This is a genomic window from Citrobacter sp. CFNIH10, assembly GCF_002934585.1.
In the GTDB taxonomy this organism is placed as follows: Bacteria; Pseudomonadota; Gammaproteobacteria; order Enterobacterales; family Enterobacteriaceae; genus Citrobacter_A; species Citrobacter_A amalonaticus.
The window spans coordinates 2,695,733-2,714,789 of the sequence record NZ_CP026216.1; the positions used below are offsets into that span (position 1 = coordinate 2,695,733).

General features: G+C 51.1%; 14 protein-coding genes and 2 pseudogenes. 4 read left to right on the forward strand and 12 right to left on the reverse strand.

All coding sequences use genetic code 11. The annotated features are described in order from the left end of the window. Nucleotides 1-66: 66 nt before the first annotated feature. Nucleotides 67-675, reverse strand: coding sequence for a helix-turn-helix domain-containing protein (locus tag C2U53_RS16335; protein ID WP_104446124.1), 609 nt, complete (start codon nucleotides 673-675; stop codon nucleotides 67-69). A gap of 476 nt (nucleotides 676-1,151) precedes the next feature. Here C2U53_RS16335 and C2U53_RS16340 point away from each other — a divergent pair. Then, nucleotides 1,152-2,092: pseudogene (locus C2U53_RS16340) on the forward strand (IS481 family transposase). Between the two features lie 638 nt (nucleotides 2,093-2,730). On the opposite strand, the gene C2U53_RS16345 reads toward C2U53_RS16340, so the two are convergent. From C2U53_RS16345 to C2U53_RS16370, 6 genes and pseudogenes are all read right to left on the reverse strand, one after another. Continuing rightward, on the reverse strand, nucleotides 2,731-4,308 hold the full coding sequence (locus tag C2U53_RS16345; RefSeq protein WP_172740575.1) for a PglL family O-oligosaccharyltransferase: 1,578 nt from the start codon (nucleotides 4,306-4,308) through the stop codon (nucleotides 2,731-2,733). 241 nt (nucleotides 4,309-4,549) lie between these two features. Next, entirely contained in the window at nucleotides 4,550-6,229 is a 1,680-nt protein-coding gene (locus C2U53_RS16350; RefSeq protein WP_044256669.1) for a ShlB/FhaC/HecB family hemolysin secretion/activation protein, read from the reverse strand. A gap of 99 nt (nucleotides 6,230-6,328) precedes the next feature. Next, nucleotides 6,329-8,944, reverse strand: a complete 2,616-nt coding sequence (locus C2U53_RS16355; protein WP_044269035.1) for a filamentous hemagglutinin N-terminal domain-containing protein — start codon at nucleotides 8,942-8,944, stop codon at nucleotides 6,329-6,331. Nucleotides 8,945-9,341: 397 nt separating this feature from the next. Continuing rightward, nucleotides 9,342-9,995, reverse strand: a complete 654-nt coding sequence (gene nfsB, locus C2U53_RS16360) for an oxygen-insensitive NAD(P)H nitroreductase (protein ID WP_043001491.1) — start codon at nucleotides 9,993-9,995, stop codon at nucleotides 9,342-9,344. A 98-nt stretch (nucleotides 9,996-10,093) separates the two neighbouring features. Beyond that, entirely contained in the window at nucleotides 10,094-10,462 is a 369-nt protein-coding gene (locus C2U53_RS16365) for an MmcQ/YjbR family DNA-binding protein (RefSeq protein ID WP_043001490.1), read from the reverse strand. Continuing rightward, a pseudogene (locus C2U53_RS16370) lies at nucleotides 10,462-11,042 on the reverse strand (TetR/AcrR family transcriptional regulator). The gene C2U53_RS16365 and the pseudogene C2U53_RS16370 overlap by 1 nt, the downstream one beginning before the upstream one ends. Nucleotides 11,043-11,233: 191 nt before the next feature. On the opposite strand from C2U53_RS16370, the gene C2U53_RS16375 reads away from it, so the two are divergent. Then, the gene (locus C2U53_RS16375) at nucleotides 11,234-12,367 is read left to right on the forward strand and encodes an MBL fold metallo-hydrolase (protein ID WP_104446126.1); all 1,134 of its coding nucleotides are present in this window, start codon (nucleotides 11,234-11,236) and stop codon (nucleotides 12,365-12,367) included. Next, nucleotides 12,364-12,705 (forward strand): RamA family antibiotic efflux transcriptional regulator, encoded by a 342-nt coding sequence (locus C2U53_RS16380; RefSeq protein ID WP_043001487.1) that lies wholly within the window; start codon nucleotides 12,364-12,366, stop codon nucleotides 12,703-12,705. The genes C2U53_RS16375 and C2U53_RS16380 overlap by 4 nt, the downstream gene beginning before the upstream one ends. Before the next feature lie 122 nt (nucleotides 12,706-12,827). Here the strand turns inward: C2U53_RS16380 and C2U53_RS16385 are convergent, their stop codons facing one another. The 3 genes from C2U53_RS16385 to C2U53_RS16395 all read right to left on the reverse strand — a co-directional run bounded on the left by C2U53_RS16385 (nucleotide 12,828) and on the right by C2U53_RS16395 (nucleotide 15,034). Beyond that, complete coding sequence (locus C2U53_RS16385) at nucleotides 12,828-13,265, reverse strand: fimbrial protein (RefSeq protein ID WP_104446127.1); 438 nt, start codon at nucleotides 13,263-13,265, stop codon at nucleotides 12,828-12,830. Between the two features lie 335 nt (nucleotides 13,266-13,600). Then, complete coding sequence (locus C2U53_RS16390) at nucleotides 13,601-13,849, reverse strand: DUF1158 domain-containing protein (RefSeq protein ID WP_043001486.1); 249 nt, start codon at nucleotides 13,847-13,849, stop codon at nucleotides 13,601-13,603. Nucleotides 13,850-13,918: 69 nt separating this feature from the next. Continuing rightward, nucleotides 13,919-15,034: a YbdK family carboxylate-amine ligase gene (locus C2U53_RS16395; protein ID WP_061070397.1), complete on the reverse strand. Its 1,116-nt coding sequence runs from the start codon at nucleotides 15,032-15,034 to the stop codon at nucleotides 13,919-13,921. A gap of 144 nt (nucleotides 15,035-15,178) precedes the next feature. On the opposite strand from C2U53_RS16395, the gene C2U53_RS16400 reads away from it, so the two are divergent. Continuing rightward, on the forward strand, nucleotides 15,179-15,880 hold the full coding sequence (locus C2U53_RS16400; RefSeq protein ID WP_044256664.1) for a GNAT family N-acetyltransferase: 702 nt from the start codon (nucleotides 15,179-15,181) through the stop codon (nucleotides 15,878-15,880). 5 nt (nucleotides 15,881-15,885) lie between these two features. Here the strand turns inward: C2U53_RS16400 and betA are convergent, their stop codons facing one another. Both betA and betB read right to left on the reverse strand, forming a co-directional pair. Further along, a complete protein-coding gene (betA, locus tag C2U53_RS16405; RefSeq protein ID WP_104446128.1) occupies nucleotides 15,886-17,562 on the reverse strand; it encodes a choline dehydrogenase in 1,677 nt (558 codons plus the stop codon). Nucleotides 17,563-17,575: 13 nt separating this feature from the next. Further along, nucleotides 17,576-19,048, reverse strand: a complete 1,473-nt coding sequence (gene betB, locus C2U53_RS16410; protein WP_043001482.1) for a betaine-aldehyde dehydrogenase — start codon at nucleotides 19,046-19,048, stop codon at nucleotides 17,576-17,578. Nucleotides 19,049-19,057: the final 9 nt, after the last annotated feature.

Sequence of the window (19,057 nt, forward strand, 5' to 3'; positions counted from 1 at the left end):
AACCTCTCCTTTACAAAACAGTGACCTATGATGACTGCTGTAAGGAAATTATGCAAATGAGCCAGGTCAGTACTGTTCGGGAAGACGATTGATCTTAGTAAGAATACCGCGCGCCATCTCGATATGGCCACCCAGCCGCAAGTCGCTCAAAATCTTCATCACGCGGCTACGCGAAAGATGCGTTTTTTCCTGGATGTAGTCACTCGCGTTAACCGCAAGACGCAGTTCTTCTTTCTCTGCTATCAATGCAATAAGATTGGTGCGGATCAGTTCGTAGGTTGAGAGGCCAGCAGAGGTACGATGTGCTTCGAGAAGTTTATCTATGGCATACATATAGGTATAGGATGCGTCCAGCCAAAGGTTTTTCTCCGCAATGACACTCATTACGTGTAATGTCGGAATGATTTCGAAAAGGATTTCCCCGTTGGCTTTGTAGAAGAAATCAGCATTCGTATTCATTAACGAGTTCATGCCAACAATCATAGGTGCTTTAAGATGCTTAAGTAGCAGTTGGTCGTGGCTACGGTAAACACTTACCGTGCCTTTATGTAATACAAAAGTCATCGATTCGGCATGGTGTCCGAGAGATATGATTTGCCGCTCCCGGGCATGCAAAATGCGAGAAGTGTCGGAAACGGCATTGATTATATTGATGACATGAGTGTCTGGCTTCATAATGGCATAGCAATTCTAATTAAGGTATCTGAAGATTATATTATATTATAAGGTGAATATTATATGAGGAAAGTGTAAGAGCTTATTTGGCGTTAAAGTTTACGACTGCGAATAATTCATGAAACTAATTAAAATTGATAAAGTTGCACAGATCGTAGTACGTGCTGTACGTACGGATTATGTGTCTAAAAGGTCGCAAATAACTGACCTCAGTATTCTTGCTGCAGACTTAAGCAACCGACAGCGCTGACTCAATAGTATCAGTTCTCACAAAAGTAAGTTGTATTAGTCGCGACTTGATCTGACACATGGCCTTGAAAGGTTGAGAGTTACCGGTTTTGATATGGGTGTCGAATCCTTATACAAAACACGAGGTAACTCTCATGCTTCATACTACCAATCCCGTCATCAAACACAAAGCCGGTTTGCTCAATCTGGCTGAAGAACTCAGTAACGTGTCGAAAGCCTGAAAAATCATGGGCGTCTCGCGCGATGCATTTTACCGTTATCGCGAACTGGCCGATGAAGGTGGCGTAGATGCACTGCTAAATCGTAGCCGTCGTGCTCCTAACCTAAAGAACCGTACCGATGAGGCCACTGAGCGAGCGTTGTTGATTATGCTGTCGAATTCCTGGCTCACGGTCAGCACCGGACCAGTAACGAGTTACGTAAACAGGGCGTTTTATCTCCGGCAGTGGTGTCCGTTCCGTCTGGTTACGCCATAACCTTGAGAACTTCAAAAAACGCCTGCATGCGCTGGAAGAGAAAATGGCCCGCGATGGTATTGAACTGACCGACAGCCAGATCGCCGCGCTGGAACGTAAAGCCAGCGATGACGAGGCCTGTGGTGAGATTGAAACCGCTCATCCGGGTTATTTGGGGTCACAGGACACGTTCTATGTGGGCAATCTGAAAGGCGTCGGGCGTATCTATCAGCAGACGTCCGTTGATACGTACTCGAAAGTGGCTCACTGCAAGCTCTATGTCACTAAAACGCCGATTACAGCGGCTGATTTACTGAATGATCGTGTACTGCCGTTTTATGAGTCTCATGGCCTGCCGATGCTGAGGATACTGACAGAGGCACCGAATACTGCGGTAAAGTGGAGCAGCACGATTACCAGCTTTATCTGGCGATAAATGACATTGAGCATACGAAAACGGAGGCAATGTCACCGCAAACCAATGGTATCTGCGAGCGGTTCCATAAAACGATCCTGAACGAGTTTTATCAGGTAACGTTCCGCAAAAAGTTATATGGTGATCTTGCTTCATTACAATCGGATCTTGATGAATGGCTGGCTCACTATAATAATGAGCGAACTCATCAGGGAAAATGTGCTGTGGCCGGACGCCAGTGGAAACATTACTTGATGGAAAACGCATCTGGGCTGAGAAAAACTTAAACCAGATGTAATCTGACAGATACCTGTATAAATAACCGGTAACTGTCAGATCAGGTCTGAGCTAATACAATTTATGACAGTAAGGGGAAATTACTCCCCCCCGATAAACCTTCTGAAGGCATCCCCTTAAAAGGAGGTGAGGACTCCGTTGAACTTAAATTTTCAGCGAGTTATCAGTCTGTAGTTGATGATGTGACGCCAGGAAGGGCAAATGTTTCTGTGACCTTTGTGGTGAACTATGCCTGATAAAAACTGTGTGTAGATAGGTTCGGTGTGTACACAATTTTAAAATCAGTTTGGGGGCGAAGAATGAACCTTCTGTTGGACATGCTCTTTTTGGGTGCCACAAACTGTTATGCGACCATATCGATAACCTGCACTTATTCCATTCTTCGTTACAGATAAACGCTCCCAGATAATTGTACAGCGCGATCAACCTATCTGACAGGCGCTGACAGTGTATGAATCCAGCGTAGATTGTCACTCTTAATCAACTGTATCAACGACGATGATGGCGACAGTTGCGGTCAGTGATATTCAGACTAAAGATAAAGTGAAAGCCGCTACTGCCAACGCCACGGCAATGCTAAACCTGACTTATCAGTGAAATGATGCAGGAAGCCGACTATGATGCCAGCTTCTTTTATTTTTACTCACCCGGATTAAAGCGCTCATCCCATGGCATTAAGCGATGAGCCCGCAGCCTTAGCGCCAGTGCCTCTTCCCGCTTTTGCAGAAACATCAGAATATTAATCTGGTCGCTCCAGGCATCTTCTTCCATATGCATTGTGATCCACTTGGCATTCTCCTGAGCAAATAAATCTAGCTCATTAATATTACCGCTTTGATTAAAATGCATCAGATGTAAGCGGGAGAGATCCCGCTGCCAGCGTATTTGCATCAGCCAGGGAACGGATAATTGACGAATACTTTCCGGTGGTTCAAGTCGGCTCGTTTCGAATTCTCCCAGTGTCACACTGGCGCGAAAGAGCTGCATTGACAGCACAATACCGTACAGTGCGGTCGCGGCCAGGGCTGGACGCAGATATTTTACCGGCAAGGTGAACGTGGATTTACGGCTTTCAGTTGCACTCATCAGTAGCAGGATGAGAAAAAAGTGCGCAACGGAGTAATAAAGAGGAAACTCGACCTGAGTGTGTAACAAAATCGGTAGGGTGGTTAACAGCGTCACCCACTGCCACAAGCTTTTTGGGCGGCGAAATAAAATAATCCAACCCCATAAAAGAATCAGCCCGCCCAGGAAGGCGACAATTCCGCCTTCCGCCTGAATAAATAACGTCTCATTATGTGGATGCTGCATCATTTCCCGGCCAGGATTCGCGAAAGGAAGATCGGCCATAAAATTTTGATACACCGATTCAAACATGCCTAAACCAATCCCTCTCCAGGGATGCGTCATGATAAGGCGCACGGTGTATTCCAGCGTCAGGAGTCGTTGTTGATTTGACCCTTCATGAGCCAACGAATTTAATACGGAACCCTGGAGTAAAACCGAACCCAACAGACCACCGATGAACGGTAAGAAAATAATCGCAAGGCGTTGGCAAGCCGTGGTTCTATCTCGCCAACATTGTTGACAGAAAAGAAGCGACGCGCAGGCAATTCCACACAGACCGCCCAGCCAGCCAATTCGGGAACGACATAATACTAGCGTCGCAGAGATGAGGATAATTGCAAAACAGATTGCGAACCTCCGCGCAGTTTCCGCACGAAACGATTTAAGCGTTCGCTGCCTGTCCGCCATCAACACCAGCAGAAGAGATAAACCTGTCGCCAGAAATGTGGCGGTGACATTACGCTGTTGAAAAATACCCGGTGCGCCACCGGAATAATTTTCAGCCAGTGCGTTAAGCGGGAAGGGAAGCCATTGTGGGCACCAGAAACCCATCAGAGAATAAACGGTTTCAATGCAAGCTGCCGCAGCGATCATATAGCTCAGAGCAACAATTTCTTTTTCCCGCGGTGGGTACTGAAGTAAGGTGAGATAGGTAAACACGCCTCCCCAGATCCCTGTTAGTCGAGGAAGAGCGATGGCGAGTCCCTGATCAGGCGACCAGAAGACGGGTAACGTAAATGCTATCGCACTGAATAGCAGGCATAAAAACGTGGGTGTCAGACGTATTTTATCCGCTTGCAGCGATAGCCAGACGATCAGCGCCTGAAGCAAAATCGCAGCCCACGACAGCAGGTTCATCGGTAAATTCATGCCGTAATCGCCGCTGTTTGGCCAGGGAATATGTATCAGCACTAACCAGTAAAAACTGAGCAGGAAGTATAAAAAAGCGGCATAAGGCGGGAAGACGTGAAGGTTTCCCCAGATTTGCAAAACGCGAGCATTCGGGCGGGCATAATATTCTTGAGTGGGTAAATCGATGTTGTATTTACCCACTCAAGATGGCGCTATTTAAGTCCTGTCCATTCTAAGACTGATCCATTCAGGCATCGATTTAATATTGCCATTGCACTGAAAAACCAAGTGTAAACGGACTGGTCTGCATATCATCAGGTTTCATCACCGGAACGCCGGCGAAAAGATCATAGCCAACGTTGCCTTTAACACCTCGCACACCGGCAACCGCACCGGCGATGCGTGTGCCGCTCCAGTAGTCATTTTTCGAACCGCTGACTTCCCCGTAATCAAAGCCAAGATAGGGCTGCATCCCCCACCTGGGGAGATTCAGGTTAATGTCGTTACGCAGATACCAACCCTTATCAGCATAAATGGAAGATTCACCGTCGAAGCCACGTACCGTCCAGCGGTTACCGATAGTAAATTTATCCGGCTGCGTCAGTTTATCCGGTGACGTTTGCTGCATGAAATGCGGCTCATAGCTCATCGACAGATCGCCTGCCTTAAACGGAAATGTGCCGTCGACGCTCAGGGTAATAATGCGTGCCAGGGGATCGGCACTACCTACCATTTCTTCGGCATCGGCTTGTTCGCCAAACCAGTGCGCGGCATGTTGATAGCCCAGTCGGGAGGTGAGTTGCCCAAAGGGCAGATAAGCTAAATGTTCCAGGTTGAGTTGCCAGCTGCTGGTGTCCCGGCGCTGTACTTCCACTTCAACATCGTTGAGCTCATAGTGTGAATCACGTTTAATGCCTTTAAAACCCAGCGTTGTTTTTTGGCTGGCGCTGCGGTAGATAACGCGTTTGATTTCTGCAGTCAGTAATTTTTCACTGCTGCTGTACTGATAGTGGTAATCACCGCTATGGATTGTCTGAACCGTGCGATATTTACTGCCATAGAGTTCAAGCAGCCAGTAGCCCCACGGGACGGAGTAGAAGGCGGAAGTGTTGTCGTTGCGACGTCCATACTCATTTTTAAAACCGCCGCCATAAGCAACATAAAAAATGTCATTCAGCGTCGTGGGGTTATTAAGGTAAAAGGCCAGACCGCCTTCATAACGCCCCGTTTTTTTACTTCCGGCGTCATCCATCCACGTCCCCAGACGCCATGCTTTATTCTGGCTGCGACTGACTTCTACGCGAGTATCGCCAGGATGTTCACCGGGAACAAGATGAATACTTGCCTGCGATCCGGGAATACGCTGCAAATTTTCCAGTCCCTGTTCCAGACCGCGTAAATCAAGAACGTCGCCTTCAGCTTCCGGGAAGTTATTCCAGCGATGAACGGTGCGGCCTTCCTGATTTTGTAACAGCCATTCACTGATACGACCGGGCAAAATTCGCAGGGTTAATGTTCCCTCTTTTAAATTTTGGTCTGGAACTAACACCCGACTGGTAATATATCCATGGGAGATTAACCGATTCTGGACGGCTTTATGTAGAGCCGTGATCCCCTGTATTCCGATACAATGCTTTTCAACCTGGCGAATAAGATCGTTAAAGGTCAGCCAGTGGGGGAGGGCGACCGTTTTATCGATAACTACGTGTTTCATGTCATAGCAGACGGATTCTTTGGGCAGGATCAGTGTATCGCTATCCTGTACATTTTCTGCCGTGAGCAATGTCTTACTTTGAGGAGCAAGCTGATTATGCCTTGCCTGATCCTGTTGTTGACTGGTGGCACCTTGGCCTGAGACGGGCTCAGCTTCCACGATGCCAGGGCGTATCGCGAACAGTGAGAAAAGAATGAGACTGAGGCTGGTACGATAAACAATCATGATATTTAACTCTTCCCTGTAGGTACTGAACCTCAGAAGCATTTCTAAAATAAATTAATAAAGCCCCATAACTTCATGGGGCTTTGGAACTAAAATATATTAAATCCCAGTACAGATAACATAACCGCCAGGATAATAGATGATATCTACCACGACGTAGCCGTAATACATGTCACCTGGTTTATAAACGACGCCATTTTCCCAGACACCGTTACCTGCAGGTGTTCCATTAGGCTGTACCACGGTGTTATCATCGTTATTGGTTGAACCACCATTATCGGTATTATTGTTGTCAGGGGTATTCGCGCCATCATCCTGATTAGCCGAACCCGTTTCATTAATAACGCCCATGTTAGTGACATAACCCGTGGTATAAACGTGATCGCCCGTAATCGTACCGGTGCTTTCGTTGAACATACCGTTAGACGTATTCAGCTTAACATCACCGGTGCTGGAGATGTTGCCGCTGTTGTTCAGGTAATTAGTGGTCAGCGTAATACCGTTTTCCGCGCTCAGCGTACCGCTATTCATCAACGTTACGCGATCCATCTGGGCATTCAATTTATTACCAGCGGCAATGGTACCGTTGTTATAAGAGGTGCTCTGTGAATAACCGTAACTTCCCATCACATTGAGGTTGATATCATGCGCGGCACGGATATCACCGGTATTGTTCAGGTTGCTCATCACAGACAGGCTAGCATCTTCCCCTGCCTGAATAGCGCTTCCTGCGTCAGTCATCAGAGAAGAGGTTGTGATGTAGATGTTATGGCCAGCATTCATGTTGCCATACATCAGGTTATAGACATTGTTGGCGTTAACGTTGATGTCATTGTTACTGGAGATCGTACCGCTGTTAGCAAGATCGGACAGTTGCAGATTCATTTGATTAGCGTGGATTGCACCGCTGTTATTAAACACGCTGCTATTCATCTGCAGATTCAGATTACCGTCGGCGGTAATAGAACCACTGTTCTGGGCTGGGCCACCGTAGCTGCCCCAACCATTGGAACCGATGGTTAAAGACATATCCTGTCCCGCAGCGAGAGTCCCTGCGTTCTGGAAAGTATTTGTCACCGTCATATCAATGTTGTGACCCGCTTCCAGCTTGCTGGCAAGATCAGAATAATAAGACGAACCATACATGAAGATATCATTGCCGGCTGAAATCGTGCCGGACATGTTATCCAGTGCGCCATTGATAGAAACGGAACCGTCGCTATGAATTGTGCCGTTATGGTTAGAGAGCATGTTATTGCCGCTTACCTGCAACTGGCTGTCACGTCCCTGAGTCTGAATAACGCCGTTATCATTATTCAACATGGAGGCGTTAATCATATTCCAGCCATTACCTGCGGAAATAACCCCGTTATTGTTGGTCAGCGTATCGACGTTAACACTCATCGAGCCGTTGCTTGTCAGGCTGCCAGACGTGTTGTCCAGATTTGCTGAGTCCACGGTCAGCGAGCCTTTAGCATTGATACGACCGTTTGTATTATTGACGCCGGTCGCTCCCCAGGAGTTATAGCTGTTAGAAGAGCGAGCGATGCTCAGGGCGCCTTCGCTGGTGATTTCACCTTGGGTGTTATTCAGCGAATCCGCCATGATGGTGGTCTGCTGGTTTCCCTGAATCTTGCCATGGGTGTTTACTGTGTTTTTGCCAGACAAATCAACATAATTGCCTTTGATTTGACCATTGCTGTTGTCCAGTAATTCGTCGGCAGAAACGGAGACCATCCCATCAGACGTGATCTGGCCATTATGGTTCAGAACAGATGATCCCATTACAGCAGTGGAGTTTTTACCGCTAATATGGCCGCCGTTGTTTTCAATCACGCCATCAACATTGAGAGACAAGGTATCCGTCGCGGTCAGGTCTGCGTGATCAATACGCACGCCGACGCCACTGTCTGTCCCTTCCATGTAAATTTTATTGGCATACATGGAACCCAGCGCAGATACATCCAGCGCGACTTCCGGGCTGGTGCTGTCGTCATATTTTTTCTGTACGCGACCATTCTTATCAATACGGTTATTACCGGTAATGATGTTCAGCTCATTCGCCTGCAGTTTCGCATTGACCTTCACGGAGCGAGCGATAATGTCGGTGTACTGAGTAGAGCGGGTGTCCATACCTTTACCGGTAATAGACACCTGGCCTTTGCTGACGTCCAGTCCGGTTACGTTGCCCTGATTATCGTAGGTGGCCGTCCCCGTGGTTAGCGTTGCGTGGTTGGTGTTAATAAAACCGCAACCGTCGCAGGTAATGCCTGATGGGTTAGCAATAATGACCTGAGCGGACTGACCGGCGACTTCGATCATGCCGTTAAGCTGGCTCGGATCGGAGGAGCGCACTTCGTTAAGAATCACTTTTGCACTGCCGCTCGCCATATTAGCGTTGCCATTAATCTGGCCGGCTAACTGAGTGTTCGAATTGCTGCTACTGTTGTTCAGAATAACGCCGTTACTGTCTACGTTGAACTCAGAATAAACGTTATGTGAAACGCCACCCGCACTGGCTTTATTAATATCAACAACGGTAGTGCCATTTGCGTTGGTATGAATACCCGGTTGGTTAGTATTACCTGCTACAACCGCAGCGTGAGCTGGCATAATCATTCCAAGCGCAAGCATCGTTGCAAAGCAGGTTGGAGCCAGCTTTGCGTGTAAAACCTGACGATTATTGCGCACGATATTAATATTTTTGCTTTTCATTTACTGATCCTTGTATTTCCTTGAATATAAATTCCCCATTTCATTGGTGAAAAATGGGGGGGGTATGAAACCATGCAATCCCTTTAATCCAGAAAAGGACTTGTAACGATTCGTTTTTTTTAACAGCAATTGTTGGCTGGGTGCGAAAAGTAACACATTGATAATTGCACAAAAAAATATCGCAATTATTTATTATAAAAATGTGTTTATTAGGTAATTCATTAATATGAAAGAGAGGCGTCGTCGAAAATGGGAAAATCGATTGATAAATGATATGGATAATTTCTGTTCAAGATATTTCTGAGGTGTTACACAATGTGTAAGAAACTTGAAAAAACCTTAACGAGTGGAAGGGTAATGAGAACAGGCACGTCGCGAAGCAACGTGCCTGAAGACATTAGCACTCAGTAATAATCGTGCTCAGCGGCAGGCGAGATTTTGGCAGCGAGGCATTAAAATCTTCCACGCTGTGATGACCGACAGGCACCACCACCACGCTGGTGAAGCCCTTTTCTTTCAGGCCAAATTCTGCATCAAGAATGGCGGCGTCGAAACCTTCGATTGGCACCGCGTCCAGACCCAGTGCGGCGACGCCTAACAGGAAGTTACCCACGTTCAGATACACCTGCTTTGCCATCCAGTGTGCATCGTCTTTCAGCTCCTTACGGTGCATGTCGGCAAAAAAAGTGCGGCCTTTGTGATTAGCGGCTTTCGCCTCCGCGGAAGCAAAACGCCCATCGGCCTCTTCCTGATCAACCACGCGTTCCAGCCATGCATCATCCATTGCCGTTTTGGCGCAGAACACCACGACATGCGAGGCATCAAGCATTTTTCGCTCGTTGAAGACAAAGTTACCGGCGGCAGATTTCGCCACGCGCGCTTTGCCTTCCTCTGTGCTGGCGACGATAAAGTGCCACGGCTGAGAGTTAGTACTGGACGGGCTGAACTGCAGCAGTGTTTTGATTTTTTCGGCTTCTTCAGCGGTCAGCTTTTTAGCTGGGTCGAATGCCTTGGTTGAATGACGTTTTAAGGCAACTGAAACGATATCCATAACGACTCCCGGTTGGTTTTAATCTTCGCAGGTTACAGGGTTCTCCCGGAGATGATAAGAGAGAAATGGCGAACACAGTTTTCATTATTTGAGACTAATCAGACCGGGCGGATTCGTTTCTGGCTGCGTTTAGGCAGGCCATCGACCACTAAATTCCACGAGTCGTTCACCAGCTCTTCCAGTAACGACTCGGTAATATCGTCACCGGGCGAGACGGAAATCCAGTGCTTTTTGTTCATGTGATAACCGGGGGTTATGCTGGGGTAAATCTGCTGATTTAACAGGGATTTTTCCGGGTCGGCTTTCAGGTTTATTACCGCACGGCGGTTAAATTCGGTGACGATCATAAAAATCTTTCCTTCGACCTTAAACACGTCGTACTCCGGGCCGAACGGCCAGCAGTGCTCAGTAAAGGGGAAGGCTAATGCCAGGCGTTTTGCGCACTCGTGCAGCGTTTTTTCGTCCATTACTTTTCCTCGCGGGTGAGGGCGCGCCACATGGCTTCAAAACCCAGAGAAATAAACTTTCAGCGCGAGCCGGTTCACGGGCGGCAAATTCCATTGTCGTTTCTGCCAGCGTTAAAAACAGCGCATCGCCGAAGGCGCGATATTCATCGGACATAAAGACCGGTAGCACTGAGCGGTGACAGAGATCGCGCAGTTCAGGAAACATATCGTCGGCTTTTTGTTCCGTCTCTTTGGTGATTTTTTCGCTGACGGCCAGTTGGCGTATCGCGCGATGCCCCTGCGTGTGGTTTATCCCCCAACTGATATAGCTGCGCCAGATATAAAAGGTCAGCGCTTTGGCATCGGTCAGTGAACGATCCAGATTGGCGATCATCGACTGGCAGAGACTCTGTTTAAGATGAAGATACAGTTCGTTGATTAACTCGTCTTTGGTCGCGAAATAGCGAAACAATGTCCCTTCCGCCACGCCAGCATTGCGGGCAATCACTGCGGTTGACGCCGCGATCCCGGACTGCGCAATCGCCGTGGTTGCTGCCTCCAGTAATGCCTTTTTTTTGTCTTCACTCTTCGGACGAGCCACTACACTTTACCCTTAATGTGGTCTAAAAATGTGATTGAAACACGGCGTATGCAGCGCCGCAACGGTGAATGTCATAGATTGAAAATCATCTTGACGAGAAACGTCTGATTTCTATAATGAGTGCTTACTCACTCATAATCAAGGGTGCGTCGCGCAAACCATCGGACAGGCGCGCGTTTTCAGGTCAGGATATGAAGCGTCTCACAGTTTGCGTGGTTGTTATTATGCTCATTACCAGTGCAGCAACGTTACCGTTTGTCCTCAATGCTGGCTTCGGCCAGGCGCCACAGGGCGCTCAGCTTAGCCAGGTTGAACAATCTGCAAACTACCGGGACGGGCAATTCCATAATCAGATACCGACGCCGGGCTATACCGGAAACAAAAGTATGCTCGCGGCGTGGTGGGAGTTTCTGGTCGCGAAGCGTGAGAATGCGCGCCCCGATCAGCCCCTGCCGTTGGTTGCGACCGATCTTGCCAGTCTGCCGGTCACTGAAGACATCCTAATCTGGCTCGGGCATTCGTCGTGGTATCTGCAACTGGACGGCAAACGTATTCTGATTGACCCGGTGCTCAGCAGTTATGCCGCGCCGTTTTCCTTCCTCAATAAGGCTTTCGCAGGCGATTATCCGTGGACGGCGCAGGCGATGCCGGCGATCGATCTGCTGATCATTTCGCACGACCACTATGACCATCTGGACTACGCCACCATCAAGTCGTTAATGCCCAAAGTGAAGCGCGTGCTTACACCGCTGGGTGTCGGTTCGCATCTGCGTTATTGGGGAATGAATAGCGACATCATTGAAGAGCGCGACTGGAATCAGTCCGTGCGAATTGACGATTCGCTGATGATTCACGTTCTGCCTGCGCGGCATTTTTCCGGCCGCGGCATTAAGCGCAACCAGACGCTGTGGGCGAGTTTTCTGTTCGAAACGCCGGAACAGAAAATTTATTACAGCGGTGACTCCGGCTACGGGCCTCATTTCCGGGCCATCGGCGAGCAGTTTGGCGGCATCGATCTTGCCATTATGGAGAACGGTCAATATGACCAGGACTGGAAGTACATCCATATGATGCCAGAAGAGACCGCTCAGGCCGCTCAGGATTTGCGGGCAAAAGCGATATTGCCCGGTCATGCCGGACGCTTTGTGCTGGCTAAACATACCTGGGATGACCCTTACAAACGGCTGGCGCTGGCCAGTCGACATAAAGCGTACCGTCTGCTCACGCCAATGCAGGGTGAACCGGTAAAACTGGACGATCTGGCGCAGCCGTTCACCGTCTGGTGGGAGCAGACCTCACATTTGCAGGAGAGGAGTTCCGAATGACCATTTCTGCTCAGGTTATCGACACGATTGTCGAGTGGATAGATGATAATTTGAATCAGCCGCTGCGCATTGACGACATTGCGCGCCACGCGGGGTATTCCAAATGGCATCTGCAGCGTCTGTTTTTACAGTACAAAGGGGAGAGTCTGGGACGTTATATTCGTGAGCGTAAACTGCTGCTCGCGGCGCGGGATCTGCGCGAGTCCGACGAAAAAGTGTATGACATTTGTCTGCGCTACGGGTTTGACTCTCAACAGACCTTTACTCGCATTTTCACCCGCACGTTTAACCAGCCGCCGGGCGCCTACCGCAAAGAAAATCACAGTCGGGCACACTGATCTCCCGGAAAAACGCTTTCTTTGGCAAAACATCTCCTCACTGTGGATTAAAAAACATAGGTGAGGGGTATGAAGGATTTTTGCCAATAATGGGCGATTTACTATATATAGCCTGTGGGGTTTTATTGATACGTCAGATTGAGTGTCGCCGTCGCATTTGCTTGTCCGGCCCGTACTTTATCTTTGGTCTGAATATAGCGGGCGGTAATGGGGAACGACTCCTGGCCGCCAGCCGAGCGTTTAAGATTAAGCATCTTATTCAGTTCCAGTGGCGTATCGTTGTACAGTAAATGCACGCCGATCCCCGCGGCAACCCTTTCGTCACCCTGGTTACTGAGCTCGAGCACGCTGTCGTCCGTGGTATCAGGGTTTTGTGCGCCGGTTAACGTCACATTGATATTGGCGTCCGAGTCACAGTCGAGTTTCAGGTTGGCCGTGCTGCTTTGCTGTGAATGGGTACCCAACTGGGTAAACTGGTCGGCCTGCACATCCCCAATGGGGAACGCGAGATTAGTACCGGACGGTATGGCGCAGGCGAGCACAGTGATACTGCCATTGATAAGATTTCATTTCCCCATTGGCAGGGTATAGGCAGAGCCGGGACCATCGCCCACTGCCCAGCTCATTATCATGCCGTTATCACAATACGCGCTCACTTCCGGGAACGTCAGATAATGGGCTTTCAGGACGGTGCCCGCAGGCGTATCTTGCTTTCGGGTTTATTAGTAAATGATCTCTGTGCCGGAAAGATGGAATGTGTGGAAGGCGCATAGATAAGAATATTTATTGTTCTAATATTTAAATTAACAAATCACGCCTGATTGGTAATGTGGTGAGTCTCTCGGGTTCCTGTTAGTGAGCGCCAAAAGAAGTGGCGCCCGGTTGATTCACCGGCTTAGTGAGCCAGCGAAAACCAACGACGCCACACGTAGCGAATCACGAAATATTCAACAGCGCCAAGCGCTAAGAACCACAGGCAGAACAGCAGCGTGTAGAACTGGTTGAGATCCATCAGATGGAAGGTCGCAACCAGCTTTTGTGCCAGCACCAGCCCCAGCGAAGGCGCGGGAAGCAGCAGGCAGGAGAGAAAGGCCATCAGCAGAATACCGGCGGCGGTCATCAGTGATTCAAGCGGGTGTTTCATGGCAATGTTAAACGTGAGTTAAAAAAGCCATTGTCCGGGATCTTCACCGTTAACGCAAACCGGCGCCGCTTACCCGGCCCAAATCTCACAATGTTTTTTCACCAGCCCGATGAGCGATCCGCCATCGCTGACAAACTCACGCATTTTTTGCGCTTCGCTGGCCCCCTGTTTAACCTGCCGGGTCAGGGCTTCAATCGCACTTGCGGCACCGACTTTATCAGCGGACGGCGCAACTTTTTCCAGCAGGCGCAGTGTGTCCTCTGAAAGCGAATGATGGTCGCCGGTATGCACGTCGGTCAGAATCCCCTCCAGCCCGTAGCGACAGGCCTGAAAACGGTTGAATTTATACAGCAGATAGTCACGCTCCTGATGTTTAAACGGTCGTTCCGTCAGTAGCCAGTGCGCGGTAGCCTGAATTAAACCAGCCATATTGATCGCATGGCTGAGGGTGAGCGGCGTATCCATCACCCGCACTTCGACCGTGCCAAAATGCGGGCTGGGGCGAATATCCCAGTGTAAATCTTTAATGCTGTCGATCATGCTTGTATAGCTGAGACGACGGAATAACCCTTCAAACTCCTGCCAGTTGCTCACCCACGGCATGGGGCCGTTATCCGGGAAACCAGAGAAGATATTCAGCCGCGACGAGGCAAAGCGGGTGTCGGAGCCCTGCATATAAGGTGAAGCCGCCGAGAGCGCAATAAAATGCGGGACAAAGTGCGACAGCCCGTGCAGCAGGTAAATTGCATCATCTCCGCTGGCGCAGCCGACGTGAACATGCTGGCCAAATACGGTGGCCTGCTGAATGAGATAGCCAAAGTTTTCCAGCGTGCGTTGATAGCGTTCGTTATCGCATACTTCCTGGCGCTGCCATTTCTGAAACGGATGCGTACCGCCGCCGCAAATTTCGAGGTGATGGTTAGCCGCCGCTTGCAGGATCACCTGTTGCATCGCGGAAAACTGCGCCGCCGCCTGATCGATACTGTGGCAAACGTCAGTCGCCATCTCCAGCATGCTTTCGGTGATATCGTGCTTCACTTCGCCGGCGTGTACCCGGTCTTTCACTGCGGCAATCAGCGTCGAAGAGTCCTGGCTCAGATCATATCCCGGCGGATTAACCACCTGCATTTCCAGTTCAATGCCGAGGGTGTACGGTTCAGAGACGTGAAAATCGGGTAGTGGCATAGTGTTCGCTTCTCCTTTGATTTGTCAGATGAGTATAGAAGTGAGTGCGGGTTTCAGCGTGGTGGAAGAAATCTGAATCCGGTGCTTTGAAGGCGCATCGGGAACTGCTATAACCAAATTTTATCCTTGTGTAAGGAGTAATCGGTGCCGGAAATCAATGAATACGGCCAGACGGTGGGCGATGCGCTACCGGACTGGCATGGCGCATCCGTTCTGCAACGGACGGTGCTGGAAGGTCGCTGGTGTCGCCTTGAGCCGCTCGATCCTGAACGTCATGCCGCCGATTTGTTCGACGCTTATGCGCAGGCAGACGACGAGCGAGACTGGACGTGGCTGGCAAGCCGTCGACCCGATAGCGTTGCGGCGACGTTCCACTGGCTCAGTGGAAAAGCGAATGATGACGCGCTGGTACCTTTCACCGTGGTGGATATCCGCGCAGAACGTGCGGTGGGGTTAGTCTGCTTTATGGCGATCGAACGCGAGCACGGCAGCGTTGAAATCGGCCATGTCACCTGGTCGCCGCGGATGAAAAATAGCGTACTGGGCACAGAAGCCGTCTGGCTGCTGTTGCGCTACGCCTTCGCACAGGGATATCGCCGCGTGGAGTGGAAATGTGATTCTCTCAACCTGGCGTCGCGTCGCGCGGCAGAGCGCCTGGGATTTGTCTTTGAAGGCCGCTTTCGCCAGAAAATTGTCCGCAAAGGCCGCAACCGGGACAGTGACTGGCTATCGATGATTGATGGCGAGTGGCCTGAGTGTGACCGCGCATTGCAGCGCTGGTTAGCGGCGGAGAATTTTGACGCGCAGGGCCAGCAGATTAAAACGCTGGCCCAGTGTCGACAGTAATACGCTTACCGTCGCGCCGGTTTGCGTACCGGCGCGTCGCCTGCCATGTAATAACGCGCTGTACTTTTCGCCAGCGGAGCGCGTCCGCGAATGGCATCGGCAATTTTCTCGCCAATCATAATGGTCGTTGCATTCAGATTGCCGGTGATAATTTGCGGCATGATCGACGCATCCACGACGCGCAGATTCTCAACGCCATGCACTTTCCCTTCACCGTCGACCACTGCCATCTCGTCAAAGCCCATTTTACAGGTGCCGCAGGGGTGAAACGCCGTCTCCGCATGTTCGCGCACAAATGCGTCCAGCTGTTCGTCAGTCTGACACGCGATGCCGGGACTGATCTCTCGTCCACGGAATTTATCCAGCGCCGGCTGGTTGATGATTTCCCGCGTGATACGAATCGCATCGCGGAACTCCTGCCAGTCTTGTTCTGTTGACATGTAGTTAAACAGAATTGCCGGATGTTCGCGTGGGTCGCGGGATTTCAGATGGACGTGACCGCGGCTCGGCGAGCGCATTGACCCGACGTGGCACTGGAAACCATGTTCTTTCACTGCATTAGAACCGTTGTAATTGATCGCCACCGGCAGGAAATGGTACTGAATGTTCGGCCAGGCAAAGGCTTCACGGCTGCGGATGAATCCTCCCGCTTCGAAGTGATTACTCGCGCCGATACCGGTTCCGCCAAACAGCCATTCAGCGCCAATCTTCGGCTGATTCCACCATTGCAGAGCGGGGTAAAGCGACACGGGCTCTTTACACTCATATTGCAGGTACATTTCAAGATGATCCTGCAGATTTTCCCCGACGCCGGGCAGGTGGTGAACCAGCGGGATCGCAAAAGCCTTTAGTAACGCAGCATCACCCACGCCGGAGCGTTGCAGGATCTGCGGCGAAGCAATCGCCCCTGCGCACAGCAGCACTTCTTTGTTTGCCCTGGCGCGGGTCGGGATCGTGCTGTCGCCTTCCAGCCACTCCACGCCGACGGCTTTTTTGCCGTCAAAGACGATGTGGTCAGTCAGCGCATGGGTCACAATGGTGAGGTTAGGGCGTTTTCTCGCCTGATCCAGGTAGCCTCGCGCGGTGCTGGCGCGCCGTCCCTGAGGCGTGACGGTACGATCCATTGGGCCAAAACCTTCCTGCTGATAGCCGTTCAGGTCGTCTGTCCGCGGATAGCCTGCCTGAACGCCCGCCTCGATCATCGCTTCAAAGAGCGGATTCACGCCCGGTTTTGAGGTGGTCACGCTGACCGGGCCGTCGCCGCCGTGATAGTCATTGGCACCAATATCGCGCGCTTCTGCTTTACGGTAATAGGGCAGGCAGTTGAGGTAACTCCAGCGTTCGAGCCCGGGTGCTTGCGCCCAGTTGTCGAGATCCATCGCATTGCCACGCACGTAGCACATGCCGTTAATCAAAGACGAGCCACCGAGCCCTTTTCCGCGTCCGCATTCCATCCGGCGGTAGTTCATATGCGGTTCGGGTTCGGTTTCGTAGGCCCAGTTGTAGCGTTTTCCCTGTAGCGGAAAGGCGAGTGCCGCCGGCATCTGGGTACGGAAATCCGCACGGTAATCCGGGCCACCCGCTTCCAGCAGCAGGACGGTGGTATTGCTGTCTTCTGTCAGTCGTGTAGCCAGTACGTTACCGGCAGAGCCGGCACCAATAATGATGTAGTCAAAATGCAATGAAACCTCCTGGTTAAAATACGGACTGGAAGGGGGCCATCTCGAGCTGGATGGACTTCACCTGGGTGTAGCTTTGAAGCGTCATCAGGCCATTTTCGCGGCCAATACCGGAATGTTTGTAGCCGCCAACCGGCATTTCGGCAGGGGATTCCCCCCATGTGTTGATCCAGCAGATCCCTGCTTCAAGCTGGTGGATGACGCGATGGGCGCGGTTGAGATCCTGAGTGACCACACCCGCCGCCAGACCGTAATCAGTGTCGTTGGCGCGACGAATAACCTCGTCTTCACTCTCGTAAGTCAGAATGGACATCACCGGTCCGAAGATTTCCTCGCGCACGATGGTCATGTCGTCGCGGCAGTCGGTAAACACCGTTGGCGCGACCCAGGCTCCCTCATCGAACGCGTTTCCCGTCAGTACCTCTCCGCCGCACAGCAGCGTTGCACCTTCTTTTTTACCGCTTTCGATATAGCGCAGGACGTTTTCGCGATGCGCAAAGCTGACCAGCGGGCCAAAATTGGTGGCGGGATCAAACAGATCGCCTGCGCGGATCCGCGCCACGCGGGACAAAATGGTCTGCTCAAACGCACTTTTCATCCGCGCCGGAATGAACACGCGGGTTCCGTTGGTGCAGACCTGACCGGAGCTATAGAAATTTGCCATCATCGCGATGTCTGCGGCGAGATTAACGTTAGCATCCTCGAAAACGATCAGCGGCGATTTGCCGCCCAGCTCCATCGTCACCGCTTTCAGCGACGAGGCGGCCGCGTTTGCCATCACTTTTTTACCGCTGGCGACGCCGCCGGTGAAGGACACTTTGGCGATGCCCGGATGGTCAGTCAGATAGTGGCCCGTTTCTGCGCCTTCGCCCGGCAGGACATTAAAGACGCCGTCCGGCAGGCCGGCTTCGCTGTAGATTTCTGCCAGCTTCAGGGCAGTCAGCGGGGTGACTTCGCTGGGTTTGAAGATCATCGCATTACCCGCCGCCAGCGCCGGTGCGGATTTCCACAGCGCGATTTGAATCGGGTAGTTCCATGCGCCAATCCCGGCGACAACGCCCAGCGGCTCGCGGCGGGTGTAGACGAACGCGGTCTCGCGCAGCGGGAGTTGGCTCCCTTCCAGCGCGGGAATCAACCCGGCGTAGTATTCCAGTACGTCTGCGCCGGTGACGATATCGACGCTGGCGGTTTCGCTGAACGGTTTGCCGGTATCCAGCGTTTCCAGTCTCGCCAGTTCATCATTGCGTTCGCGCAGAATCTCCACTGCCCGGCGCAGAATGCGCGAGCGTTCCATGGCGGTCATCGCCGCCCAGATTTTTTGTCCGCGCTGAGCGCTTTTTACCGCGCGGTCGACATCCTCACGGCCTGCGGCCTGTACGGTGGCCAGAATCTCGCCACTGGCAGGGTTGATCGTCTCGAAAGTCCGACCGCTGGTGGCGGCGGTATAGCCACCATCAATGTAAAGCTGTTGTTCTGCCATTCGGGACATGCATTCTCC